The sequence below is a fragment of the Curtobacterium sp. MCSS17_005 genome (assembly GCF_003234225.2).
Classification (GTDB): Bacteria; Actinomycetota; Actinomycetes; order Actinomycetales; family Microbacteriaceae; genus Curtobacterium; species Curtobacterium flaccumfaciens.
Genome location: NZ_CP126258.1, coordinates 2251513 through 2272426, shown reverse-complemented (window position 1 = coordinate 2272426; position 20914 = coordinate 2251513). Strand labels below are relative to the sequence as shown.

Genomic DNA, 20914 nt, shown 5'->3' with positions numbered 1-20914 from the left:
TCCGGGCGTCCCTGGTGGGATCGGGCGTACCGGGTCGTTCGGAATGACCAGGTATGCCCGTTCTTGCTTTCCAGCGCGACCGCGATGGGAAGGAACGGGCGTGGGTCGGGCCTCCCGTCGCTCACCCGCGCGTGCGTGTGCCTGGTGGATCCGGGCGTACCTGGTGGGATCGGGCGTACCGGGTCGTTCGGAATGACCAGGTATGCCCGTTCCTGCTTTCCAGCGCGACCGCGATGGGAAGGAGCGGGCGTGGCGGGCTACGCGACGGGGGAAGCCTCGCGCTGCTGTGCCGCGACGAAGGCGCGGACGTGCTCGCGCAGGTCGGTGTCGTGCTCGACCAGGACCGCGTGGATGCCGATGCTCCGCGCTCCCGCGACGTTCTCGGGCATGTCGTCGGCGAAGAAGGTGCGCTCCGCGGGGAACCCGTGGTGGGCGATCGCGCGCTGGAAGACCTCGGGCTCGGGCTTCCGGGCACCGAAGTTGCTCGACGTGTCCAGGTGCTCGCCGAAGACCTCGGGCAGGGACGGCGCCCACTCGTGGATCCACCGGCCGGCGAGCGGACCGTTGTTGGTGAGCAGCCCGACACGCCCGTGCTCGCTCGCGATCCGGACCGCCTCGATGCGTTCTGGCAGCTCGGTCATGGCGGATCCGCGGATCCGGGCCCAGTCGGCCTCGGGGACGTCGCACTCCATCGCGCGCTCGAACGCGGCCAGGTACTCGTCGCCGTCGGTGAACCCACCGGCCTCGGCACGCACCTCGTGACCGCAGTCCCACCAGCGGCGACGGAGCTCCTGGAACTCGTGTCCGGTGAACTCGGAGAGTGCGGCCATCCGCACCTGCCAGTCGTACCGGACCAGGACGTCGTCCATGTCGAAGAGGAACAGGAGCGGGGGTGCGGGCGTCTCGTTCACGATGTCCACCATTGTGTCGCACTATCATCGTCGAGTCATGGCATCCCGATACGACTGCACCGACTCCGACGGGCTCCTGACCGGGATGCGGCTCGCACGTGCCGCCCTCGGACGCGGAGAGCTCGTCGTGGTCCCCACCGACACCGTCTACGGCCTGGCCGCGGACGCCTTCAGCGCGACGGCCGTGCAGCGGCTCCTCGACGCGAAGGGCCGCACGCGGCAGTCGCCGCCGCCCGTGCTCATCCCCGGTCCGCCCACGCTCGACGCCCTCGCCAGCGAGGTCCCGCAGCCGGTGCGCGACCTGGTGGCCGAGTTCTGGCCGGGCGGGCTGACCGTCATCCTGCACGCACAGCCGTCGCTCGACTGGGACCTCGGCGAGACGCGCGGCACGGTCGCGCTGCGGATGCCGGACTCGCGGATCGCCCTCGAGCTCCTGCAGGAGGTCGGGCCCCTCGCGGTCTCGTCCGCGAACTCCACGGGCGACCCGGCCGCGATGGACGTCGACGCCGCCGAGCGGATGCTCGGTGACAGCGTCGCGATCTACCTGGACGGCGGACCCGTCGAGGTGCACGACGGCTTCGAGGCCAGCACCGGGTCGACGATCGTCGATGCCACCGGGCTGTCGGACGGCGGGAAGCTCCGCATCGTCCGGCACGGGGTGATCCCCGACGAGGAGATCATCCGGGTCGTCGGAGCCGACCTCGTCACATGAAGTACTACCTGCTCGCCGGGGCCATCGCCGCGGTCGTGAGCTTCGTGATGAGCCTGATCGTCTGGAAGCTCGGGCTGAAGTACAAGTGGTACCCGCAGGTCCGCGAGCGGGACGTGCACCGCACCCCGACGCCACGGCTCGGTGGCATCGCGATGTACATCGGCGTCATCGTCTCGTTGCTCGCGGCCTGGTTCCTGTTCCCGTCGATCGCGGGGACCGACTACTTCCGGCTCGTGTTCTCCGAACCGGGTCGCGTGCTCGCGGTGCTCGGGGGAGCGACCATCATCGTGGTCCTCGGTGTCGCGGACGACATCTGGGACCTCGACTGGATGACGAAGCTCGCCGGGCAGATCATCGCGGCGGGCATCCTCGCCTGGCAGGGCGTCGCGATCGTCTCGCTGCCCATCGGCAACACGCTGGGTGTCGGCTCGTCGTACATGAGCCTGATCTTCACCGTGCTGGCGGTGGTGCTCGTGATGAACGCGGTGAACTTCATCGACGGGCTCGACGGCCTGGTGGCCGGCGTCGCGATCATCGCCGGCGGGGTCTTCTTCCTCTACACGTTCTTCATCAACCGCGTGGTCGTGCAGACCGAGTTCTTCTTCAACCTGCCCTCGCTGCTCACCGCGGTCCTCGTCGGGGCCTGCTTCGGCTTCCTCATCCTGAACTGGCACCCCGCCAAGCTCTTCATGGGTGACGCCGGCGCGCTGCTCGTCGGGTTCCTGATGGCCACGAGCGCTGTCTCGGTCACGGGCAACATCGACCCGGCGGCGGTGCAGACGCGCCAGGCGCTGCTGCCGGCGTTCATCCCGATCCTGCTGCCGTTCGCGATCCTGATCGTGCCGATCCTGGACTTCGGTCTCGCGGTCACCCGACGGCTCAGCGCGGGCAAGTCGCCGTTCTCGGCCGACCGGAAGCACCTGCACCACCGCCTGCTCGACATGGGGCACTCGCACTTCCACGCGGTGCTGATCTTCTACGCCTGGACCGCGACCGTCGCCTTCGGCTGCCTGCTGTTCCTGTTCGTGGACTGGTACTGGGTCGTCGTCTTCGTGTCCGTCGGCTTCACCGTCTGCGCCGTCGCGACGTTCGCGCCGCTCGGCCGGAAACGCACGGAGATCGCCGCCCAGACCGCCAACCGGTCCGCCGCCGTGGTGGACGCCAGCCTCGACCCGCTCGACCGGGCCGCCAACGACCGCACGATCCCTGGAGACATCACGTGACCGCACCGAACGCGCTCGACCACGTCCGGCCGGTGTTCCGCCGCATCATCACCTGGGGAGCGGTCCTCGCCGTCGCCCTGGCGGTGGTCGGCGGGCTCATCGGGTTCCTCGTCGCGGACGGCCCCGGACTGGTCGGGGGACTGCTCGGCGCGGTGCTGAGCGTCGTGTTCCTCGGGCTCACCGCGGTCAGTGTCCTCGTCGCGCTGCGCGTCTCGAAGGGCCAGATGATCTCCGGTGCCTTCTTCGGCATCGTGATGGGCACCTGGCTGCTCAAGTTCATCGTCTTCATCGTGCTGCTGGTCCTGCTCAAGGACCGCGACTGGGTCGACTTCCCGGTGCTGGCGATCGTGATCATCGCGGGGGTCGTCGGCTCCCTGGTGATCGACGTCGTCGCCGTCGCGAAGGCCCGCATCCCGATCGGCGTCCGGCTGCCGGGCGACGGCCTCGACGACTCCGCGGACGCTGGGAACCCGACCCCCCGCATCTGAGAAGCCGGGAAGCCTCTCGCACCTGATAGGCTTCTCGGAGTCCGCTACCGGAGCCTTTCGCTCGGGGCGGGCGAGCCTCCACAACGTCCACCATCGCGTGCCATGATGTGCGCGCGCCGACACAGGAGACAGCGCTGCTATCCCACGCTCTTCCCCTGTCCCTCTCCGCTGCGGTTGACACCGTCGCGGCGGGGAGCAGCAAGGCCGCCGAGTTCCATGGTCCGTCGATCAACGAGTTCTTCCCGGATGCGATCTTCTTCGCCGGGACGCCGTTCGAGATCGATCGGGTCGTCCTCATCCGCTTCTTCGCCGTCGCCGTGCTCCTGGTGTTCGCGTTCGTGGGTACCCGTGCACTGAAGCTCGTGCCGAACCGCGGTCAGGCGTTCATCGAGTACGCGTTCGACGTCGTCCGTCGCAACACCTTCGACAACCTCGGAGAGAAGGACGGCAAGCGTTTCCTGCCGCTCCTGGCGACGATCTTCTTCGGCGTGCTGTTCATGAACCTGACCGGTCTGATCCCGTTCATGAACCTCGCCGGCACCAGCCGCATCGCGATGCCGATGATCCTCGCGATCGTCGCGTACCTCGCCTTCATCTACGCCGGTCTCCGCAAGCACCCGGGCACGTTCCTCAAGAACTCGCTCTTCCCGCCCGGGGTGCCGTGGCCGCTGTACATCATCGTGACGCCGATCGAGCTCGTCTCCACCTTCGTGCTCCGTCCCGTCACCCTGACGCTGCGACTCCTGATGAACATGGTCGTGGGGCACCTGCTCCTCGTGCTGTTCTTCTCGGCCACGCAGTTCTTCTTCTTCGACGCTTCGCTCGGCTTCAAGGCCTTCGGCGTCGGGACCATCGCGTTCGGCATCGCGTTCAGCTTCTTCGAGGTCCTCGTCGCGCTGCTGCAGGCCTACGTCTTCATGCTCCTCACCGCCGTCTACATCCAGCTGGCGCTGGCCGACGAGCACTGATTCCTCACTGACCCCCTACGGGACCGGCGACCGTCGGACCCGCACCTCGAAAGGAAAACACGTGGACGCAACGACCGTTCTCGCGGAGATCAACGGCAACATCGCGACGGTTGGCTACGGCCTCGCAGCGATCGGCCCGGCCATCGGTGTCGGCATCGTCGTCGGTAAGACGATCGAGTCCGTCGCTCGCCAGCCCGAGCTCCAGGGCCGCCTGACGACCCTCATGTACATCGGTATCGCCTTCACCGAGGCCCTGGCCTTCATCGGTATCGCCACGTACTTCATCTTCACCAACTAAGGTTCCTCGATGCAGAACGCACTCATCATCGCGGCGGAGGAAGCGCACAATCCGCTGATCCCGCCGGTGTACGACATCGTGTGGTCGGCGCTCGCCTTCGTCATCATCTTCCTGGTGATGTGGCGTGTCGTCACGCCGCGCATCACGAAGATGCTCGATGAGCGCACCGAGGCCATCGAGGGCGGCATCAAGAAGGCCGAGGCCGCTCAGGAGCAGGCTGCCGCTGCGCTCGACGAGTACAACAAGCAGCTCGCCGATGCACGCGCCGAGGCGTCGCGCATCCGTGAGCAGGCCCGCGCCGACGCCACGGCGATCGGCAACGAGGTCCGCGAGCAGGCGGCCGCCGATGCAGCACGCATCACGGCCAACGCCCAGGCGCAGATCGAGGCCGAGCGCCAGAGCGCCGTCCAGGCACTCCGGTCCGAAGTGGGCACCCTCGCGCTGGACCTCGCGTCCGGTGTGATCGGTGAGTCTCTCAAGGACGACGCAAAGTCGACCGCAGTGGTCGACCGCTTCCTCGCCGACCTCGAGGCCTCGCAGGCCACGAAGACGGGGGAGCACTGAGCATGCGCAGCGCTACCAGAGAAGCACTCGCGTCCACCAGGGCGGTGCTGTCGGACCTCGGTCCGAGCGCCGGCCTGGCCGCGGGTGCCGAGATCCTCGCCTCCGGGCGTGCGATCGCCGGTGCGCCGCAGCTGCTCGGGCTGCTGTCCGACCCCACGGCCGACGCGGCCGGCAAGAAGGTCCTCATCGACCGTGTCTTCGCCGGACAGTCGGACGCGACGCGTGCGGTCCTGACCGCGGTGGCCGGCTCGCGCTGGTCCTCGCAGCAGGACTTGCTCGCCGGCATCGAGGACGCGGGCATCCGCGCCGTCGCCGCCACCGCGGGTCCGGACTCGTCGATCGAGTCGGAGCTGTTCGCCTTCGAGACCGCCGTCCGCTCGGACGCCGGCCTCGAGCTGGCGCTCGGTACCAAGCTCGGCAGCCCCGAGCAGAAGGGCGCGCTCGTCGAGCGGCTCCTCGGTGCCAAGGCATCGGAGCAGACGATCACGATCGTGTCGGCCCTGGTGCAGCAGCCCCGCGGTCGCCGCCTCGGTGAGATCGTCCGTGATGCCTCGCGCATCGTGGCCGAGCAGGCCGGCAAGCTCGTCGCGACCGTCGTCACGGCGACGCCACTGACCCCCGCCCAGTCGGCCCGCGTCACGCGCGGTCTGTCCGAGCGGTACGGCAAGGACATCAGCATCAACCAGGTCGTCGACCCCACGGTCGTCGGCGGGGTCCGGGTGCAGATCGGCGGCGACGTCATCGACGGCACCGTGTCCACGCGACTCTCGGAGCTCCGGCTCCAGCTCGCCGGCTAGGCGTACGGTCGAAGCCGCTCCTCCCCAAGTCCACAACGGGAACTGCCGAGTCCGGCAGCGTCACCCTCTCGGAGCCGAAGGGCCCCGGAAAACCACAAGGAAAATCCCATGGCAGACATCACCATCAGCCCCGATGAGATCCGTGATGCCCTGAAGGACTTCGTCTCGAACTACGAGCCGACGAAGGCCTCCACGGCCGAGGTCGGGCACGTCACCGACGCCGGTGACGGCATCGCCCACGTCGAGGGTCTCCCCGGCGTCATGGCGAACGAGCTCATCCGTTTCCAGGACGGCACGCTCGGCCTGGCGCAGAACCTCGACGAAGACGAGATCGGCGCCATCGTGCTCGGCGAGTTCGGCGGCATCGAGGAGGGCATGGAGGTCACCCGTACGGGTGAGGTCCTCTCCGCCCCCGTCGGCGACGCCTTCCTCGGTCGCGTCGTCGACCCGCTCGGCGCCCCGATCGACGGTCTCGGCGAGATCGCCGCAGAGGGCCGTCGTGCCCTCGAACTCCAGGCCCCCGGCGTCATGGCCCGCAAGTCGGTCCACCAGCCGCTGCAGACCGGCATCAAGGCCATCGACGCGATGATCCCCGTCGGCCGTGGTCAGCGTCAGCTGATCATCGGCGACCGCCAGACCGGCAAGACGGCGATCGCGATCGACACGATCATCAACCAGAAGGCCAACTGGGAGTCCGGCGACGAGGAGAAGCAGGTCCGCTGCATCTACGTCGCCATCGGTCAGAAGGGCTCCACGATCGCCTCCGTCAAGGGTGCGCTCGAGGACGCCGGTGCGATGGAGTACACCACCATCGTCGCCGCTCCGGCCTCCGACCCGGCCGGCTTCAAGTACCTCGCCCCGTACACCGGTTCGGCCATCGGCCAGCACTGGATGTACCAGGGCAAGCACGTCCTCATCATCTTCGATGACCTGTCGAAGCAGGCCGAGGCCTACCGTGCGGTGTCGCTCCTCCTGCGTCGTCCGCCGGGCCGCGAGGCCTACCCGGGTGACGTCTTCTACCTGCACTCCCGTCTGCTGGAGCGTTGCGCGAAGCTGTCCGACGAGCTCGGCGCCGGTTCGATGACGGGCCTCCCGATCATCGAGACCAAGGCGAACGACGTCTCGGCGTACATCCCGACCAACGTCATCTCCATCACCGACGGCCAGATCTTCCTGCAGTCGGACCTCTTCAACGCGAACCAGCGTCCGGCCGTCGACGTGGGCATCTCGGTGTCCCGCGTCGGTGGTGACGCCCAGGTGAAGTCGATCAAGAAGGTCTCCGGCACGCTGAAGCTCGAGCTGGCGCAGTACCGCTCGCTCGAGGCGTTCGCGATGTTCGCGTCCGACCTCGACCAGGCGTCGCGTCGTCAGCTGGAGCGCGGTGCACGTCTGACCGAGCTCCTCAAGCAGCCGCAGTACTCGCCGTACCCGGTCGAGGAGCAGGTCGTCTCGATCTGGGCGGGCACGAACGGCAAGCTCGACACCGTCCCGGTGCCGGACGTGCTCCGCTTCGAGTCCGAACTGCTCGACCACCTGCGTCGCAACTCCGACGTCCTCACGACCCTGCGCGAGACGAACCAGCTCAGCGACGAGACCGTCGCCGAGATGGACAAGCAGATCGACGAGTTCACGAAGAGCTTCCAGACGAGCGACGGCAAGACCCTCGGCTCCGAGCAGTTCGACGCGGCTGACGCCGAGGACGTCGACCAGGAGCAGATCGTCAAGGGTCGTCGCTAGATGGCAGCGCAGGTCCGGGTCTACCGCCAGCGGATCAAGTCGGCGAAGACCACGAAGAAGGTCACCCGCGCCATGGAGCTGATCTCGGCGTCGCGGATCCAGAAGGCGCAGGCCCGCATGGCTGCGTCCGGTCCGTACTCGCGGGCCGTCACGCGCGCGGTGTCGGCCGTGGCGACGTTCTCGAACGTCGACCACGTGCTGACCACCGAGCCGGAGTCGTCGACCCGTGCAGCCGTCGTGCTCTTCACCTCGGACCGCGGCCTGAACGGCGCGTTCAGCACGAACGTCCTCAAGCAGGGCGAGGAGCTCGCCTCCCTGCTCCGCAGCGAGGGCAAGGACGTCGTCTACTACCTGGTCGGCCGCAAGTCCGTCGGGTACTTCGCGTTCCGTGAGCGTCCGTCCGAGCAGCAGTGGGTCGGCAACACCGACCAGCCGGAGTTCTCGACGGCCAAGGAGATCGGCGACGCCGTCGTGGCGAAGTTCCTCCAGGACACCGCTGACGGCGGCGTGGACGAGATCCACATCGTGTTCAACCGGTTCATCAGCCTGGCGACCCAGGAGCCGCAGGTCGTTCGCCTGCTGCCCCTCGAGGTCGTCGAGGGCATCGACGAGCCCGAGGGCAACGAGCCCCTGCCGCTCTACGAGTTCGAGCCGGACGCCGATGCGGTGCTCGACTCGCTGCTCCCGGTCTACATCGAGAGCCGCATCTTCAACGCCATGCTGCAGTCGGCTGCTTCCGAGCACGCCGCGCGTCAGAAGGCGATGAAGGCGGCCAGCGACAACGCCGACTCGCTGATCCGTGACTTCACCCGACTCGCGAACAACGCGCGTCAGGCGGAGATCACCCAGCAGATCTCCGAGATCGTCGGCGGCGCCGACGCCCTCTCGTCGAAGAAGAAGTAGTCCGCGTCGTTCGCGGACAGATACCCACCCTCAGGAAGGCACCAGCCATGACCGACACCGCAACCACCGCGGTCGAGACGTCGTCGGCGCCCGGTGTCGGCCGGATCGCCCGTGTCACGGGCCCCGTCGTCGACATCGAGTTCCCCCACGACGCAATCCCGGAGATGTACAACCTCCTGTTCACGACCATCACCATCGGTGACTCGTCGCAGGAGATCGGCCTCGAGGTCGCCCAGCACCTCGGCGACGACCTCGTCCGTGCCATCTCCCTGAAGCCGACCGACGGCCTGGTCCGTGGCCAGGAGGTCCGTGACTCGGGCGCTCCGATCTCGGTCCCCGTCGGCGACGTCACCAAGGGCAAGGTCTTCGACGTCCTCGGGAACGTGCTCAACACGGACGAGAAGCTCGAGATCACCGAGCGCTGGCCGATCCACCGCAAGGCTCCGGCCTTCGACCAGCTCGAGTCCAAGACCTCGATGTTCGAGACCGGCATCAAGTCCATCGACCTCCTCACCCCGTACGTGCAGGGTGGCAAGATCGGCCTCTTCGGTGGTGCGGGCGTCGGCAAGACCGTCCTCATCCAGGAGATGATCCAGCGCGTCGCGCAGGACCACGGCGGTGTCTCGGTGTTCGCCGGTGTCGGTGAGCGCACCCGAGAGGGCAACGACCTCATCGGTGAGATGGAAGAGGCGGGTGTCTTCGACAAGACGGCCCTCGTGTTCGGCCAGATGGACGAGCCGCCGGGAACGCGTCTCCGCGTGGCCCTGTCGGCGCTGACGATGGCGGAGTACTTCCGCGATGTCCAGAAGCAGGACGTGCTCCTCTTCATCGACAACATCTTCCGCTTCACGCAGGCCGGCTCCGAGGTCTCGACGCTGCTCGGCCGTATGCCGTCCGCCGTGGGCTACCAGCCCAACCTCGCCGACGAGATGGGTGTGCTCCAGGAGCGCATCACCTCGACGCGTGGTCACTCGATCACCTCGCTGCAGGCGATCTACGTGCCGGCTGACGACTACACCGACCCGGCTCCGGCCACCACGTTCGCGCACCTCGACGCGACGACCGAGCTCTCCCGTGAGATCGCATCGCAGGGTCTGTACCCCGCGATCGACCCGCTGGCGTCGACGTCGCGCATCATGGACCCGCGCTACCTGGGTGCCGACCACTACGAGACGGCCACGCGCGTCAAGCAGATCCTCCAGAAGAACAAGGAACTGCAGGAGATCATCGCCATCCTCGGTGTCGACGAGCTCTCTGAAGAGGACAAGATCACGGTCGAGCGCGCTCGTCGTATCCAGCAGTTCCTCTCGCAGAACACCTACATGGCGAAGAAGTTCACGGGTGTCGAGGGCTCTACGGTGCCGCTCAAGGACACCATCGAGTCCTTCCGCGCCATCGCCGACGGCGAGTTCGACCACGTTGCGACCCAGGCGTTCTTCAACGTCGGTGGGATCAACGACGTGGAAGAGAAGTGGGCTCAGATCCAGAAGGAGAACCGCTGACATGGCGGGTCTCAGCGTGAGCGTCGTCTCGGCCGACCGTGAGGTCTGGTCGGGCGACACCACCATGGTCGTCGCACGGACGACAGAGGGCCAGATCGGCATCCTCGCCGGACACGAGCCGATGCTCGCGATCCTGGCGCAGGGTCAGGTCCGCATCACGCGGGCCGATGGGTCGACCGTCGCGGTCGACGCCGAGGACGGCTTCCTGTCGGTCGAGCACGACACGGTGACGATCGTCGCGCGGCAGGCCGCGCTGGCGTCCTGACCGGACTGACCGTCCTGCTCCCGCCTTCGGAGACGAAGCGGGAGGGCGGGGACACGAGCCGCACGCTCGATCTGCGTGCGCTCTCGTTCCCGGAACTGGCCGATGAGCGGGCCGCGGTGATCACCGCGGCCCGCTTCGTCAGTTCCGAGGAGTCCTCGGCCAGGACGGCGCTCAAGCTCGGTCCGAAGTCGATCGCCGAGCGGTTCCGGAACCTCGAGCTCGACACCTCGGGCACCATGCCCGCGATCGAGCGGTACACCGGGGTCCTCTACGACCCGTTGGGCGCGCAGGACGCGGATGCGGCGACCCGTGCGTGGTGGGCGGAGCACGTGATCGTGCAGTCCGCGATGTTCGGCCCGATCGGCGCCGGTGACCCGATCCCGGCGTACCGGCTCTCGCACGACTCCCGGCTCGGCTCGATCCGGTTGGCCGCGCACTGGCCCGCGGTGTCGACCCGTTCACTGCTGACCCGTGCGGACGGCCTGGTGCTCGACCTGCGGTCCGAGGGGTACCGGCAGCTCGGTCCCGTGTCCGGAGCGGTGGCACCACGGGTGGTGAGCGTCGACGGCTCCGGTCGTCGTCGTGCACTGAACCACTGGAACAAGACCGCGAAGGGCCGCCTGGTGGCGCTGCTCGCCCGCACCGGCGCGAGCATCGGCAGCATGGACGACCTGGTCGGCTGGGCGGCCGCGAACGGCGTGGTCGTCGAGCGCAACGAGGGCGGCTGGGACCTGGTCGCCGAGAGCCTGGAGCCCGTCGCCGTCTGAGCGGGGGTCCGCCGGCTCGTCCTCCACAGGCGTGGGTGGGGCAGCTCCGGTCCACAGATGGCCGGGGCGCCCCTGCCTGGAGGCCCGCACCACGCTTCGATGGCGTGCATGATCCCTCTCACGGCACAGTCCGGCCCCGGCTCCGCAGTCCGTTTCCCTCGCGAGATCGCCGCGGCGGTCACCCTCCCCGCTGCGGCGGCCGCGCTGGTCGCGCCCGGTCGCGCCGACCTGTCGACGGCCGCTGCGACGGCCGTGGTGACCGCGTGCGGGGCGCTCGCGCCCCGGATGGCCCTGGTGCCGTTCATCGCGGCGCAGGACACGCCGGATCCTCGGTCGATCCGAGTGTTCGACCCCTTCGCGGACCCGACACCGCCGGCGCTCCACGGTTTCGGCCCGGCTCCCGATCGGGCCCGCCTGCGCCTCGCGGGTGACCGGTGCGCCGACGCGTGGCGGGTGTGGCGGGCGCAGGACGGCCCGTTCGACGGGTCATCGGGCGCTGCGGGCGCCCTGTCGCTCGGCGCCTGGTGTGCGTGGGCGCTCGGGTCGTGGGCCCGGGCGGAGACGCGTGCGCGGTACGCCCTCGAGACCTGCGCGGACGACCCGCTCGCGGGCCTCGTCCTGCGCTCGGTCGTCGCGGGCAGCGGGCCGTCGTGGGAGCGTCGATGACGTGGGGTCGACCGGATCGTCTACGGTGGGGGAGACCACACTGGGAGGGCTCCGGTTGCGCGACGACGACATCGAGGACACCGTCATCCGGCGACCCAGACGATCGCTGGGCGACCGGGCGGCGGACGCCATCGACGACACCGTCATCCGCGGCGCAGGTCCCGTCGTCCCCGGAGCCGGTCCCGACTCCGACCCTGGGTCCGACGACGGGGTCCTCGGTGACACGGTCATCCGGCCCGCGCCCGGGGCACCCGGCCAGCCACCGGCAGCGCTGGACGACGTCGATCCGGAGGACACCGTCGTCCGGGTGCCGGCGCGACCCGGCGCCGGAGCGAGCCCGTTCGTGGGTGCTGCCCCGGGCCTCCCGTCCGTCCCGGCGGTACCCGCCGCCCCCACGGCACGCGTGCCCTCGATCCGCATCGGTGACCGCACCTTCCGGCTCGACCACCCGGTGGTCATCGGCCGACGGCCGTCGCTGCCGCGCGTCACCCGTGGCCCGCAGCCCGAACTCGTGACCGTGCGGTCGGCGTACGGGCAGGTGTCGTCGTCCCACGTCCGGATGCACGCCGAGGGTGAAGCCGTCGTCGTGCAGGACCTCCGGTCCACGAACGGGACCGTCGTCCGCCCGGCCGGGGCACCCGCCTACCGCATGGCGTCGGGTGCGTCGATCGTCGCGCTGACGGGTACGGTAGTCGAGATCGGTGACGGCAACGCCATCGAGGTCCTCTCGCCGTACCTCCGGGTCGCACCGACGGCAGAGGGGCTGCCTCCGGTTCCCCCGTGGCCCTCCGATCAGACAGCACACGGCACGCCCCGACCCACCAGAGAGCGATCCTGACACGTGACCGAACTCGGCCGAGCAGCCACTGCGCACGCCATCGACGTCCCCGGTGCCGACGGCGCCACCCTGACACTCTCGTGGGGAGCTGCGACCGACGTCGGTCGGCGGCGTGACCACAATGAGGACAGCTACATCGTGGGCGCGCCGTTCTTCGTCGTCGCCGACGGCATGGGCGGGCACCTCGCGGGCGACCGTGCCAGTGACGCGGTCGTGCGTCGGCTCGAGCAGGTGACGGCCGAACCGTTCACCACGCGTCAGGGCATCCAGCGTGCGCTGCTCCTCGCGACAGCGGACATCGAGCGTGCAGCCGGCGGCAACGCCATCGGCGCGGGCACCACCGTCACCGGGATCGCGCTCGTGGCGTCGCTCGGGCAGCCCGCTGCCCTCGTGTTCAACGTCGGCGACTCCCGCACCTACCGCATCGAGGACGGTGTGCTCCGCCGCGTCACCGTCGACCACTCGGTGGTGCAGGAGATGGTGGACGCCGGCCTGCTGCGTGCCGAGGACGCCGAGCAGCACCCGGACAGCAACGTCATCACGCGTGCGGTCGGCTTCGGCGAACCGCCGGCGCCGGACTGGTGGACCCTGCCCCTGCGGGCCGGCGACCGCTACATCGTCTGCTCCGACGGGCTCACCAAGGAGCTCGGCGACGCCGGGATCGCGCGGATCGCGGCACGTGAGCCGGGCGCGCAGGACCTCGCAGAGCGCCTGGTCGGCGACGCCGTCGTGGCCGGCGGTCGTGACAACGTCACCGTGGTGGTGCTGCAGGTCGATGCCGCACCGGACGACGGCGACCTCGAGGACACGCTGCCGCGCCACTAGCTGGCCCCCGAACTGGGGGAACACGTCGAGCTGTGGGGGATCGGCGTGCGGAATGTCGGTCACCCACGCTTCGTACAATGACATGGCCACGTCGAGAGAGCTGGCCGCTCGGCCGGGGGAGGAGAGGACCATGGCGAGACGCCTGCCGTCCAACCCGCCCGTGATCGGCGGTTTCAGTCCCGTGCACGTCCTCGGGTCCGGTGGCTTCGCGGACGTCTTCCTCTACGAGCAGGACATGCCCCGACGACAGGTCGCGGTGAAGGTGCTGCTGGACGAGGTCGTCGACGACCGCGTCCGGCAGATGTTCCAGGCCGAGGCCAACCTGATGGCCCGGCTCAGCACGCACCCGTCGATCCTCACCGTCCTCCAGGCCAGCGTCGCCGCCGACGGTCGGCCCTACCTGGTCATGGAGCTCTGCTCCTCGTCCCTCAGTGAGCGCTACCGCCGCGAACCGATCCCGGTGTCCGAGGTGCTGTCGATCGGCATCCGCATCGGGTCGGCGCTCGAGACCGCACACCGCGAGGGCGTGCTGCACCGCGACATCAAGCCGTCGAACATCCTGCTGACGGCCTACGGCAACCCCGTGCTCTCCGACTTCGGCATCGCCGCGACGATCGGGGGCACCGACCCCGACGAGCCCATCGGCATGTCGATCCCCTGGTCCGCGCCCGAGGTCCTCATCGACGAGTCGCGCGGCACGATCCAGTCCGAGGTGTACTCACTCGCGGCGACCGTGTACTCGCTCCTCGCCGGGCGCAGCCCGTTCGAGATCCGTGGCGGCAAGAACGGTGCGAACGACCTGATGCACCGGATCGACAAGGGCGGCGTGAAGCCCACCGGTCGCACCGACGTGCCGCCCTCGCTGGAGCGCCTGCTCGCCTCGGCGCTGTCCCGGAAGCCGCAGGGACGCCCGGCAACGGTGATGGAACTCGTGCGCGGGTTCCAGCAGGTCGAGGCCGAGCTCGGCATCCCGCAGACGTCCGCCGACGTCGCGGTCGAGGCGTGGGCGATCTCGACGCCGACCCCGCACGGTGACCGCACCGTGATCCGTGAGCTGCAGCCACCCACCCGGGTCGGCGGGCGTCGTCGGACCCGTCGCGCGGTGCAGGGCGGGGTCGTGCCCGGCGGTTCGCACAGCGTCGGCACCGTGCACCGCACCGGGTCCGTCACCCGTGCCCGGCGCCGGACCCGTTCGACCCTGGTCTGGGCGACGTCCCTCGCCGTCGTCGTGGTCGCCGCCCTCGCGATCGCCACGGTCGTCGTCGTCGGTCGGCTCGGCGCCGGGGCGATCCCGGTCGTGGCCGAGGTCCGTGCCGAGCCGTCGCCGCAGTCCGTGTCCTTCAGCTGGACCGACCCGGGGCTGCGCAGCGGCGACACGTACGTCATCTCGTCCAACGGGTCATCGAGCCAGCAGACCGGCACGACGTTCGTCGTCTCCGGCGAGCGGGGCGACGAGGAGTGCATCGCCGTCGCCGTGAACCGCGACGGCAAGACGGGTGCTGCGAGCGCGCAGAAGTGCGCGACGATCGGGAGCGCCGGGTGATCCGCGCCCTCCTCGCGAAGCACCGCTCCGCCGCCGTGACGACCGGTGCCTCGGTGCTCGTCGCCGCCGTCGTCGCGACCACGGCCATCGTCTCCACCGGGTACCACACGCAACGCGTCGACCTCGGCGACGGCACCGTCTGGGTGCCCTCGGCCGAGTACGGCGCGGTCGGCCGGGCGAACACCGGCATCCTGCAGCTCAACACCGCGGTCGAGACGGCCAGCGACGACCTGTCCGTGCTGCAGCGCGGCTCCACGGTCTACAGCGTCGACGAGACCAAGGGCACGGTCGCCCGGGTCGACGTCGCCGACGCAACCGTGGGTGATGCGATCACCCTGCCTGCCGGGACGCCGCAGGTCTTCTTCGCGGGCGACACCGCGGTCATCGGCAACGCGGACACGGGCGAGCTCTGGGCGACCCCCGCGAGCGACCTCGCCGAGTTCGACGCGTCGACCAAGGCAGATCTGACCCTGGGCGCCGACACCGTCTTCGACGCCTCCGACGGCCACGTCGCGGTCTACTCCGCGAAGACCGGGACGGCGTCGCTGGTCGACGTCGGCGCGACACTCAGCGTCGCCGAACGGTGGAAGGTCGACATGGACCGGGGCGACGAGTTCCAGGTCGCCACGTTCGACGGGCACCTCGCCGTGCTCGACCGCACGCGCGGTGCCCTGTCGGTCGACGGCCGCACGGTCGAGCTCGGCGACCGGGTCGGGTCGTCGCCGGCCCTCCAGCGGTCCTCCGACAGCACGGCCCAGGTCACGGTCGCGGGCACGGCGGGCCTGGTCCGCGTCAGCGCCTCCGGCGCAGTGGACGCGACCGCGCTCCAGGTGTCCGGACGAGCTGCGCGGCCCTACGTCGACGGCTCCTGCACGTACGCGGCGTGGGCGGGCGGGCAGGCGATCGACACGTGTGACGGCAACGCGCTGCAGCGGCTGGCGAGCACCGGCGGCACGAGCGAACTGCAGATCCTGCACAACGGCGACACCGTCGTCGCCAACGACCCGACGAGTGGCCGGTCCTGGGCGATCGACCGGAGCGGTCAGCTCATCGACAACTGGGCCGACCTGGTCAAGCAGGACGACGAGCAGCAGCAGGAGCAGGTCTCCGACGACGACCCCGAGGTCGACAAGGACCAGAAGCCGCCGGTGGCGGTGGACGACGAACTGGGCGCTCGTCCGGGCCGCACCACGAGCCTCCCGGTCCTGCTCAACGACTACGACCCGAACGGTGACCCGATCATCGTGAGCGAGGTCGGGGCCATCTCGAAGTCCGCCGGCCGCGTCGCGATCGTGGGAGACGGCCAACGTCTGCAGGTCACGCTGTCGTCGCGCGCCACCGGGACCGTGACGTTCCCGTACACGATCACCGACGGCAACGGCGGATCGGACACCGCGACCGTCCGGGTCAGCGTGCGCCCCGACGGTCAGAACGAGGCGCCGCGGCAGGTCCGTGACACCTCGGCCGACGTCGTCCAGAACGGGCACGTCGTCTCGAACGTCCTCGGCGACTGGGTCGACCCGGACGGCGACCCGGTGTACCTGGAGTCGGCGACCGCGTCGAACGGCGACCGGGTGTCCACCACGCCGGACGGCCTGCTCGACTTCCGGAACGACAGCGGCCGGACCGGAGAGCGCCCCGTGCAGCTGGTCGTGAGCGACGGACGCGCCGACGGCCGGGGTGCCCTGACGGTACGGGTGGCAAAGCAGGGCACCGTCCCGCTGCGCGCCGATCCGTTCCCCGTGTCCGGGTACGCCGGCAAGGCCTTCACGGTCGAGCCGCTCGACCACGTGCGCGGTGGCAACGGCACCGTGACGCTGACGAGCGTGTCGTCGGCGTCCGGGCTCACCGTCACCCCGAGCTACGACGCCGGCACGTTCCGGGTGCAGGGGGAGCGGGCCGGCGACCACCAGCTCGAGTACACGGTGACGGACGGCGTGAAGACGTCGAGCGGCATCGTCCGCGTGACCGTCCTCGCGCCACCGGACGCCTCGACGGCGCCGATCACCACGCCGAAGACGGTGTTCGTGAACACCCTGTCGACCAAGGACACGGACGTCACCGCGACCGACATCGACCCGGCGGGTGGTGTGCTGCTCGTGACGGCGCTCGACGGACCCCCACGGGGCAGCGGCGTGCAGGCGAGCATCCTCGACCAGCACACGGTCCGTGTCACGCTCACGGCGCCCCTCGACGGTCCGGTCTCGTTCGGGTACACGGAGACGAACGGCCTGGCGTCGTCGCCGGGCACGATCACGGTCGTCGAGATCCCGAAGCCCGACCGCATCCAGCCCCCGGTCGCCCAGCCGGACAGCGCCACCGTCCGTGTCGGCGACGTCGCGAACATCGACGTGCTCGGCAACGACACCCAGCCCGAGGGCGAGCCGTTGACGCTGGAGCCCGAACTGGTGCAGAACGTCCCCGGTGACGGCGGCCTGCTGTTCGTCTCCGGCGACCACCTGCGCTACCTCGCCCCGAAGACGCCGGGCAACTACACCGCCGTCTACCGGGTCGCTGGCCCGGACGGCCAGTACGCCGACGCCGCCGTGTCGATCTCGGTGCGCGAGCGCGACGCCGCCACGAACAACCCTCCCGTCCCGCAGACCGTCACCGCGCGCGTCGTCGCCGGGTCGTCGGTGCGGGTCAACGTGCCGTTGAACGGGATCGACCCGGACGGCGACTCCGTCCAGCTGGTCGGCGTGGGCTCCAACCCCGACAAGGGGTCGGTCTCGGACGTCGCCTCGGACGCCCTGACCTACGAGGCGGGCGACTACTCGGCCGGTACCGACGAGTTCACCTACACCGTCGTCGATGCCCTCGGGGCCCGCGCCACCGGCACCGTGCGGGTGGGCATCGCGCCCCGCGCCGAGCAGGCCTCGAACCCCGTGGCCGAGGCCGACCACGTCACGATCCGCCCCGGTGGGTCGGTGACGGTGCGCGTCCTGCAGAACGACTCCGACCCCGAAGGTGGGCAGCTGACCGTCGCGCAGGCCGAGCCGACGGCAGAGGACGTCACGGCGAAGGTCCTCCGGAAGCAGCAGATCCGTGTCACGCCCCCGAAGTCGGCGAAGCGCGGTGACTTCGCGGTGCTCTACACCGTCGCGAACAGCAGCGGGGGATCGAGCACGGCCTTCCTCACGGTGACCGTCGACCCCGATGCCCAGCCGCTCCGGCCCGAGGTCGACGACACGACGCTCGACCTGCAGGACATCCTGCACCGGCAGAGCGTGACGGTCGACGTGCTCGACAACGTCTTCTTCGCCGAGGGCACCGCTGCCGACCTCCGGGTCGGGGTCGTCCCCGGCTACGGCGACACCGCGACGCCCACCGACGACGGCCGCATCACCGTCCGGTTGACCGACGACTCGCAGGTGATCCCGTTCTCTGTGGCCCGGGTCGACCACCCGGACATCGTCTCCTACGGCTTCATCAACGTGCCGGGCTTCGACGACGCCCTGCCCCAGATCAACCGCAGCGCCGGTGCGGTCACGGTGAAGAGCGAGGCCACCGTCCGCATCCCGCTGCAGGACTTCGTCGTGACGGCGAACGGCGAGACCGCGAAGATCACCGACCGCGGCACGGTCAAGGCCACCCACGCCAACGGGCAGAGCCTGGTGGTGGACTCGTCGACGCTGCAGTTCACGTCGTCGAAGCTCTACTACGGCAAGGCGTCGATCTCGTTCGAGGTCACCGACGGGTCGTCGGCGAACGGCGGCAAGGGCCGCGTCGCCACGCTCGTGCTCCCGATCACGGTCACGCCCCGGTCGAACCAGCCGCCGGCGTTCACGGGATCCTCGCTCGAGATGCAGCCGGGTGAGACGCGCAAGATCGACCTGACGAAGCTGACCGACTACCCGTACCCCAGGGACCTGCCGGAGCTCCGGTACTCGATCGTCGGCCGGCCCGCCGCGGGGACGACCGCGTCGATCGCGAAGCAGCAGCTCACGATCTCGGTCGCCGACACCGCGAAGAAGAACACCACCGCGTCGATCGGGATCGGTGTCGCGGACGACGCCAACACCGGTCGCGCCGGCACCGTCACCGTCGGCGTCGTCGCCTCCACACGCCCCGTGGTCCAGCCCGGTGCCGACCGCTCGGTGACGAAGCGCGGGGCGACCACCACCATCGACGTGCTCACGAACGACCAGCCGACCAACCCGTTCCCGGGTGAGCGGTTGCGCGTCGTGAACATCCGGGGTCTGTCCGGCGGACTGCCGAGCGGCGTCACCGTGACCCCGAGCGGCGACCGCACGCGCCTGCAGGTCTCGGTCGCCGACACCGCGAAGCCCGGCGACGCCCACCTGCAGTACCAGGTGGCGGACGCGACGAACGACCCCGACCGGTACGTCTGGGGCGACGTCACGATCTCGGTGCAGGACGTCCCGGACGCTCCCGGAGCGCCCACCCGCACCGGCTCCTACGACGGCGGTCAGGTCACGCTCACGTGGTCGACCCCGCAGGGGAACAACTCGCCGATCACGGGTTACCGCGTCGTCGGGACCAACGGCGTCTCGAAGAACTGCGGGACCGCGACGGTGTGCACGATCACCGGGCTCGACCCGAAGGCGTCCTACCGGTTCCAGGTCGTGGCGACCAACGCGATCGGTGATTCGAAGCCCTCGTCCCGCTCGGGGCCGATGAGTGCGGACTTCGTGCCGGCTCCGCCGAAGGGCATCACGGTCACGCCGAGCACGGCGACGCCGAACCAGCTCGACGTCAAGTGGGGCAAGGTGTCCGCGCCGAACAACGGCAGCGCGGTCGACGACTACATCGTCACGATCGAGGGCCCCGGCCTGTCGACCACGCGGCACACCGGCACCGCCACGAGCACCTCGTTCACCGGCGCCCAGAGCGCAGCCCAGTACAAGGTCACCGTGTCCGCCCGCAACGCCGCCGACCGCAACGGCACCGTCGTGCAGTGGAACTCCGCGTCCGCCACCGGGAGTGCCGTCGGGACACCCGGTGTGCCGACGCTGAACGCGTCGCGCGACGTGTCGCCTGGGCGGACCAACGTGTCGCTCAGTGCGGCCGAGAACGACTGGGCCGGGGGCGGTCGAACGCTCACGATCGTGCGGTACCCGCCCGGGGCGAACATCCCGAGCGGTTGCTCGACCACCGGCTCGGACAAGCGCTGGGACGGCGGCAGCGCCAACGACACGCTGAACTCGAACGGCAACTTCCAGTACGTCGCGCTCGCCGACAACGGTCTGTTCTGCACGCCGAGCCGTGCGGCGTCCGTGCAGGGGTACTCCGCTCCGGGGACGGCGTCGGCCGACATCGGCGTCGAGCGGTTCAGCGAGGACGACGGCACGTACGCGATCCGCATCCGGAACCCGCGCGCCCAGCCGAGCCCCAACGGATCGATCGACCACTACGCCTACTCGGTCAACGGTGGCGGCCTCGTGTCTTTCGGCGGGAACGGCTCCTGGGTCACCGGTGCCGCGTTCGGCTCGACGGTGAGCGTGACCGTGGTGGCCTGCGCGGACGGCACGTCCAACTTCTGCGGGGACGGCTCCACGGTGGGCGGGCTGCGTCCGGTGCAGACCCGTGCCACGCTGCCGGACTCCGTCACGGCCGGGACACAACTGACGGTGACTGCGCCTCCGCAGAACGCCGGGCTCCAGCCGACCGGCTACCGCGTCGTCTTCTGCGCCTCTCGGTACTACCAGCTCTGCGGAGAGGGCACGGTCTACGCGCCGGACGCCCTGCCGACGGTCGAGGACGCACCGCTGTCGCGTTACGTGTACGTCGCGGCGATCGTCGACGGCCACGAGGACCCGAACCCGCCGAGCGCGCCGATCGATGCGGCACCCGAACCCGAGCAGCCCGCTCCGGAGCAGCCCGCCCCGGAACCCGCTCCCGGCGGCTGACGCCCGCCCGGCCTGCCACGACCCTCCCGCCGCCGCA

At 69.9% G+C, this 20914-nt stretch carries 18 protein-coding genes; 17 read left to right on the top strand and 1 reads right to left on the bottom strand.

The genetic code is table 11. The features are described 5' to 3' along the window. Positions 1–257: 257 nt before the first annotated feature. The gene (locus DEJ20_RS10920; RefSeq protein ID WP_181431517.1) at positions 258–911 is read right to left on the bottom strand and encodes an HAD family hydrolase; all 654 of its coding nucleotides are present in this window, start codon (positions 909–911) and stop codon (positions 258–260) included. Positions 912–948: 37 nt separating this feature from the next. On the opposite strand from DEJ20_RS10920, the gene DEJ20_RS10915 reads away from it, so the two are divergent. The 17 genes from DEJ20_RS10915 (at position 949) to DEJ20_RS10835 (ending at position 20877) form a co-directional block, all read left to right on the top strand. Then, positions 949–1623, top strand: a complete 675-nt coding sequence (locus tag DEJ20_RS10915; protein ID WP_027465784.1) for an L-threonylcarbamoyladenylate synthase — start codon at positions 949–951, stop codon at positions 1621–1623. Beyond that, positions 1620–2846, top strand: coding sequence for an MraY family glycosyltransferase (locus DEJ20_RS10910; protein WP_027465783.1), 1227 nt, complete (start codon positions 1620–1622; stop codon positions 2844–2846). The genes DEJ20_RS10915 and DEJ20_RS10910 overlap by 4 nt, the downstream gene beginning before the upstream one ends. Then, entirely contained in the window at positions 2843–3334 is a 492-nt protein-coding gene (locus DEJ20_RS10905) for a Cg1360 family ATP-synthase-associated protein (protein ID WP_258377137.1), read from the top strand. The genes DEJ20_RS10910 and DEJ20_RS10905 overlap by 4 nt, the downstream gene beginning before the upstream one ends. A gap of 107 nt (positions 3335–3441) precedes the next feature. Further along, positions 3442–4302, top strand: a complete 861-nt coding sequence (atpB, locus tag DEJ20_RS10900; protein ID WP_258377136.1) for a F0F1 ATP synthase subunit A — start codon at positions 3442–3444, stop codon at positions 4300–4302. A 61-nt stretch (positions 4303–4363) separates the two neighbouring features. Continuing rightward, positions 4364–4600 carry an ATP synthase F0 subunit C gene (gene atpE, locus DEJ20_RS10895; protein WP_027465781.1) on the top strand — a complete coding sequence of 79 codons (237 nt, stop codon included), beginning with the start codon at positions 4364–4366 and terminating at the stop codon, positions 4598–4600. A gap of 9 nt (positions 4601–4609) precedes the next feature. Further along, positions 4610–5164 carry a F0F1 ATP synthase subunit B gene (locus DEJ20_RS10890; protein ID WP_110859012.1) on the top strand — a complete coding sequence of 185 codons (555 nt, stop codon included), beginning with the start codon at positions 4610–4612 and terminating at the stop codon, positions 5162–5164. Positions 5165–5166: 2 nt separating this feature from the next. Then, positions 5167–5961, top strand: coding sequence for a F0F1 ATP synthase subunit delta (locus tag DEJ20_RS10885; RefSeq protein ID WP_111235089.1), 795 nt, complete (start codon positions 5167–5169; stop codon positions 5959–5961). A 108-nt stretch (positions 5962–6069) separates the two neighbouring features. Beyond that, entirely contained in the window at positions 6070–7698 is a 1629-nt protein-coding gene (gene atpA / locus DEJ20_RS10880) for a F0F1 ATP synthase subunit alpha (RefSeq protein ID WP_110859011.1), read from the top strand. Continuing rightward, positions 7699–8601, top strand: coding sequence for a F0F1 ATP synthase subunit gamma (locus DEJ20_RS10875; protein WP_027465777.1), 903 nt, complete (start codon positions 7699–7701; stop codon positions 8599–8601). A 47-nt stretch (positions 8602–8648) separates the two neighbouring features. After that, positions 8649–10103: a F0F1 ATP synthase subunit beta gene (gene atpD / locus DEJ20_RS10870; RefSeq protein ID WP_017885744.1), complete on the top strand. Its 1455-nt coding sequence runs from the start codon at positions 8649–8651 to the stop codon at positions 10101–10103. A gap of 1 nt (position 10104) precedes the next feature. Further along, on the top strand, positions 10105–10368 hold the full coding sequence (locus tag DEJ20_RS10865; RefSeq protein ID WP_027465776.1) for a F0F1 ATP synthase subunit epsilon: 264 nt from the start codon (positions 10105–10107) through the stop codon (positions 10366–10368). Continuing rightward, positions 10365–11135 carry a YaaA family protein gene (locus DEJ20_RS10860; RefSeq protein ID WP_349815006.1) on the top strand — a complete coding sequence of 257 codons (771 nt, stop codon included), beginning with the start codon at positions 10365–10367 and terminating at the stop codon, positions 11133–11135. The genes DEJ20_RS10865 and DEJ20_RS10860 overlap by 4 nt, the downstream gene beginning before the upstream one ends. Positions 11136–11243: 108 nt before the next feature. Then, positions 11244–11801, top strand: coding sequence for a hypothetical protein (locus tag DEJ20_RS10855; RefSeq protein ID WP_111235087.1), 558 nt, complete (start codon positions 11244–11246; stop codon positions 11799–11801). A 55-nt stretch (positions 11802–11856) separates the two neighbouring features. Further along, positions 11857–12639 (top strand): FHA domain-containing protein, encoded by a 783-nt coding sequence (locus DEJ20_RS10850; protein WP_111235086.1) that lies wholly within the window; start codon positions 11857–11859, stop codon positions 12637–12639. A gap of 3 nt (positions 12640–12642) precedes the next feature. Next, the gene (locus DEJ20_RS10845; protein ID WP_017885739.1) at positions 12643–13464 is read left to right on the top strand and encodes a PP2C family protein-serine/threonine phosphatase; all 822 of its coding nucleotides are present in this window, start codon (positions 12643–12645) and stop codon (positions 13462–13464) included. A 130-nt stretch (positions 13465–13594) separates the two neighbouring features. Then, positions 13595–15007 carry a serine/threonine-protein kinase gene (locus DEJ20_RS10840; RefSeq protein ID WP_111235085.1) on the top strand — a complete coding sequence of 471 codons (1413 nt, stop codon included), beginning with the start codon at positions 13595–13597 and terminating at the stop codon, positions 15005–15007. After that, the gene (locus DEJ20_RS10835) at positions 14980–20877 is read left to right on the top strand and encodes an Ig-like domain-containing protein (RefSeq protein WP_111235084.1); all 5898 of its coding nucleotides are present in this window, start codon (positions 14980–14982) and stop codon (positions 20875–20877) included. The genes DEJ20_RS10840 and DEJ20_RS10835 overlap by 28 nt, the downstream gene beginning before the upstream one ends. Positions 20878–20914 lie beyond the last annotated feature (37 nt).

What these genes read in the sequence shown, in the direction of transcription:
- DEJ20_RS10865 (WP_027465776.1), top strand. Translation starts at nt 10,105, where the DNA reads ATGGCGGGTCTCAGCGTGAGCGTCGTCTCGGCCGACCGTGAGGTCTGG.
- DEJ20_RS10910 (WP_027465783.1), top strand. Translation starts at nt 1,620, where the DNA reads ATGAAGTACTACCTGCTCGCCGGGGCCATCGCCGCGGTCGTGAGCTTC.
- DEJ20_RS10890 (WP_110859012.1), top strand. Translation starts at nt 4,610, where the DNA reads ATGCAGAACGCACTCATCATCGCGGCGGAGGAAGCGCACAATCCGCTG.
- DEJ20_RS10915 (WP_027465784.1), top strand. Translation starts at nt 949, where the DNA reads ATGGCATCCCGATACGACTGCACCGACTCCGACGGGCTCCTGACCGGG.
- DEJ20_RS10855 (WP_111235087.1), top strand. Translation starts at nt 11,244, where the DNA reads ATGATCCCTCTCACGGCACAGTCCGGCCCCGGCTCCGCAGTCCGTTTC.
- atpD (WP_017885744.1), top strand. Translation starts at nt 8,649, where the DNA reads ATGACCGACACCGCAACCACCGCGGTCGAGACGTCGTCGGCGCCCGGT.
- DEJ20_RS10840 (WP_111235085.1), top strand. Translation starts at nt 13,595, where the DNA reads ATGGCGAGACGCCTGCCGTCCAACCCGCCCGTGATCGGCGGTTTCAGT.
- DEJ20_RS10875 (WP_027465777.1), top strand. Translation starts at nt 7,699, where the DNA reads ATGGCAGCGCAGGTCCGGGTCTACCGCCAGCGGATCAAGTCGGCGAAG.
- DEJ20_RS10885 (WP_111235089.1), top strand. Translation starts at nt 5,167, where the DNA reads ATGCGCAGCGCTACCAGAGAAGCACTCGCGTCCACCAGGGCGGTGCTG.
- atpA (WP_110859011.1), top strand. Translation starts at nt 6,070, where the DNA reads ATGGCAGACATCACCATCAGCCCCGATGAGATCCGTGATGCCCTGAAG.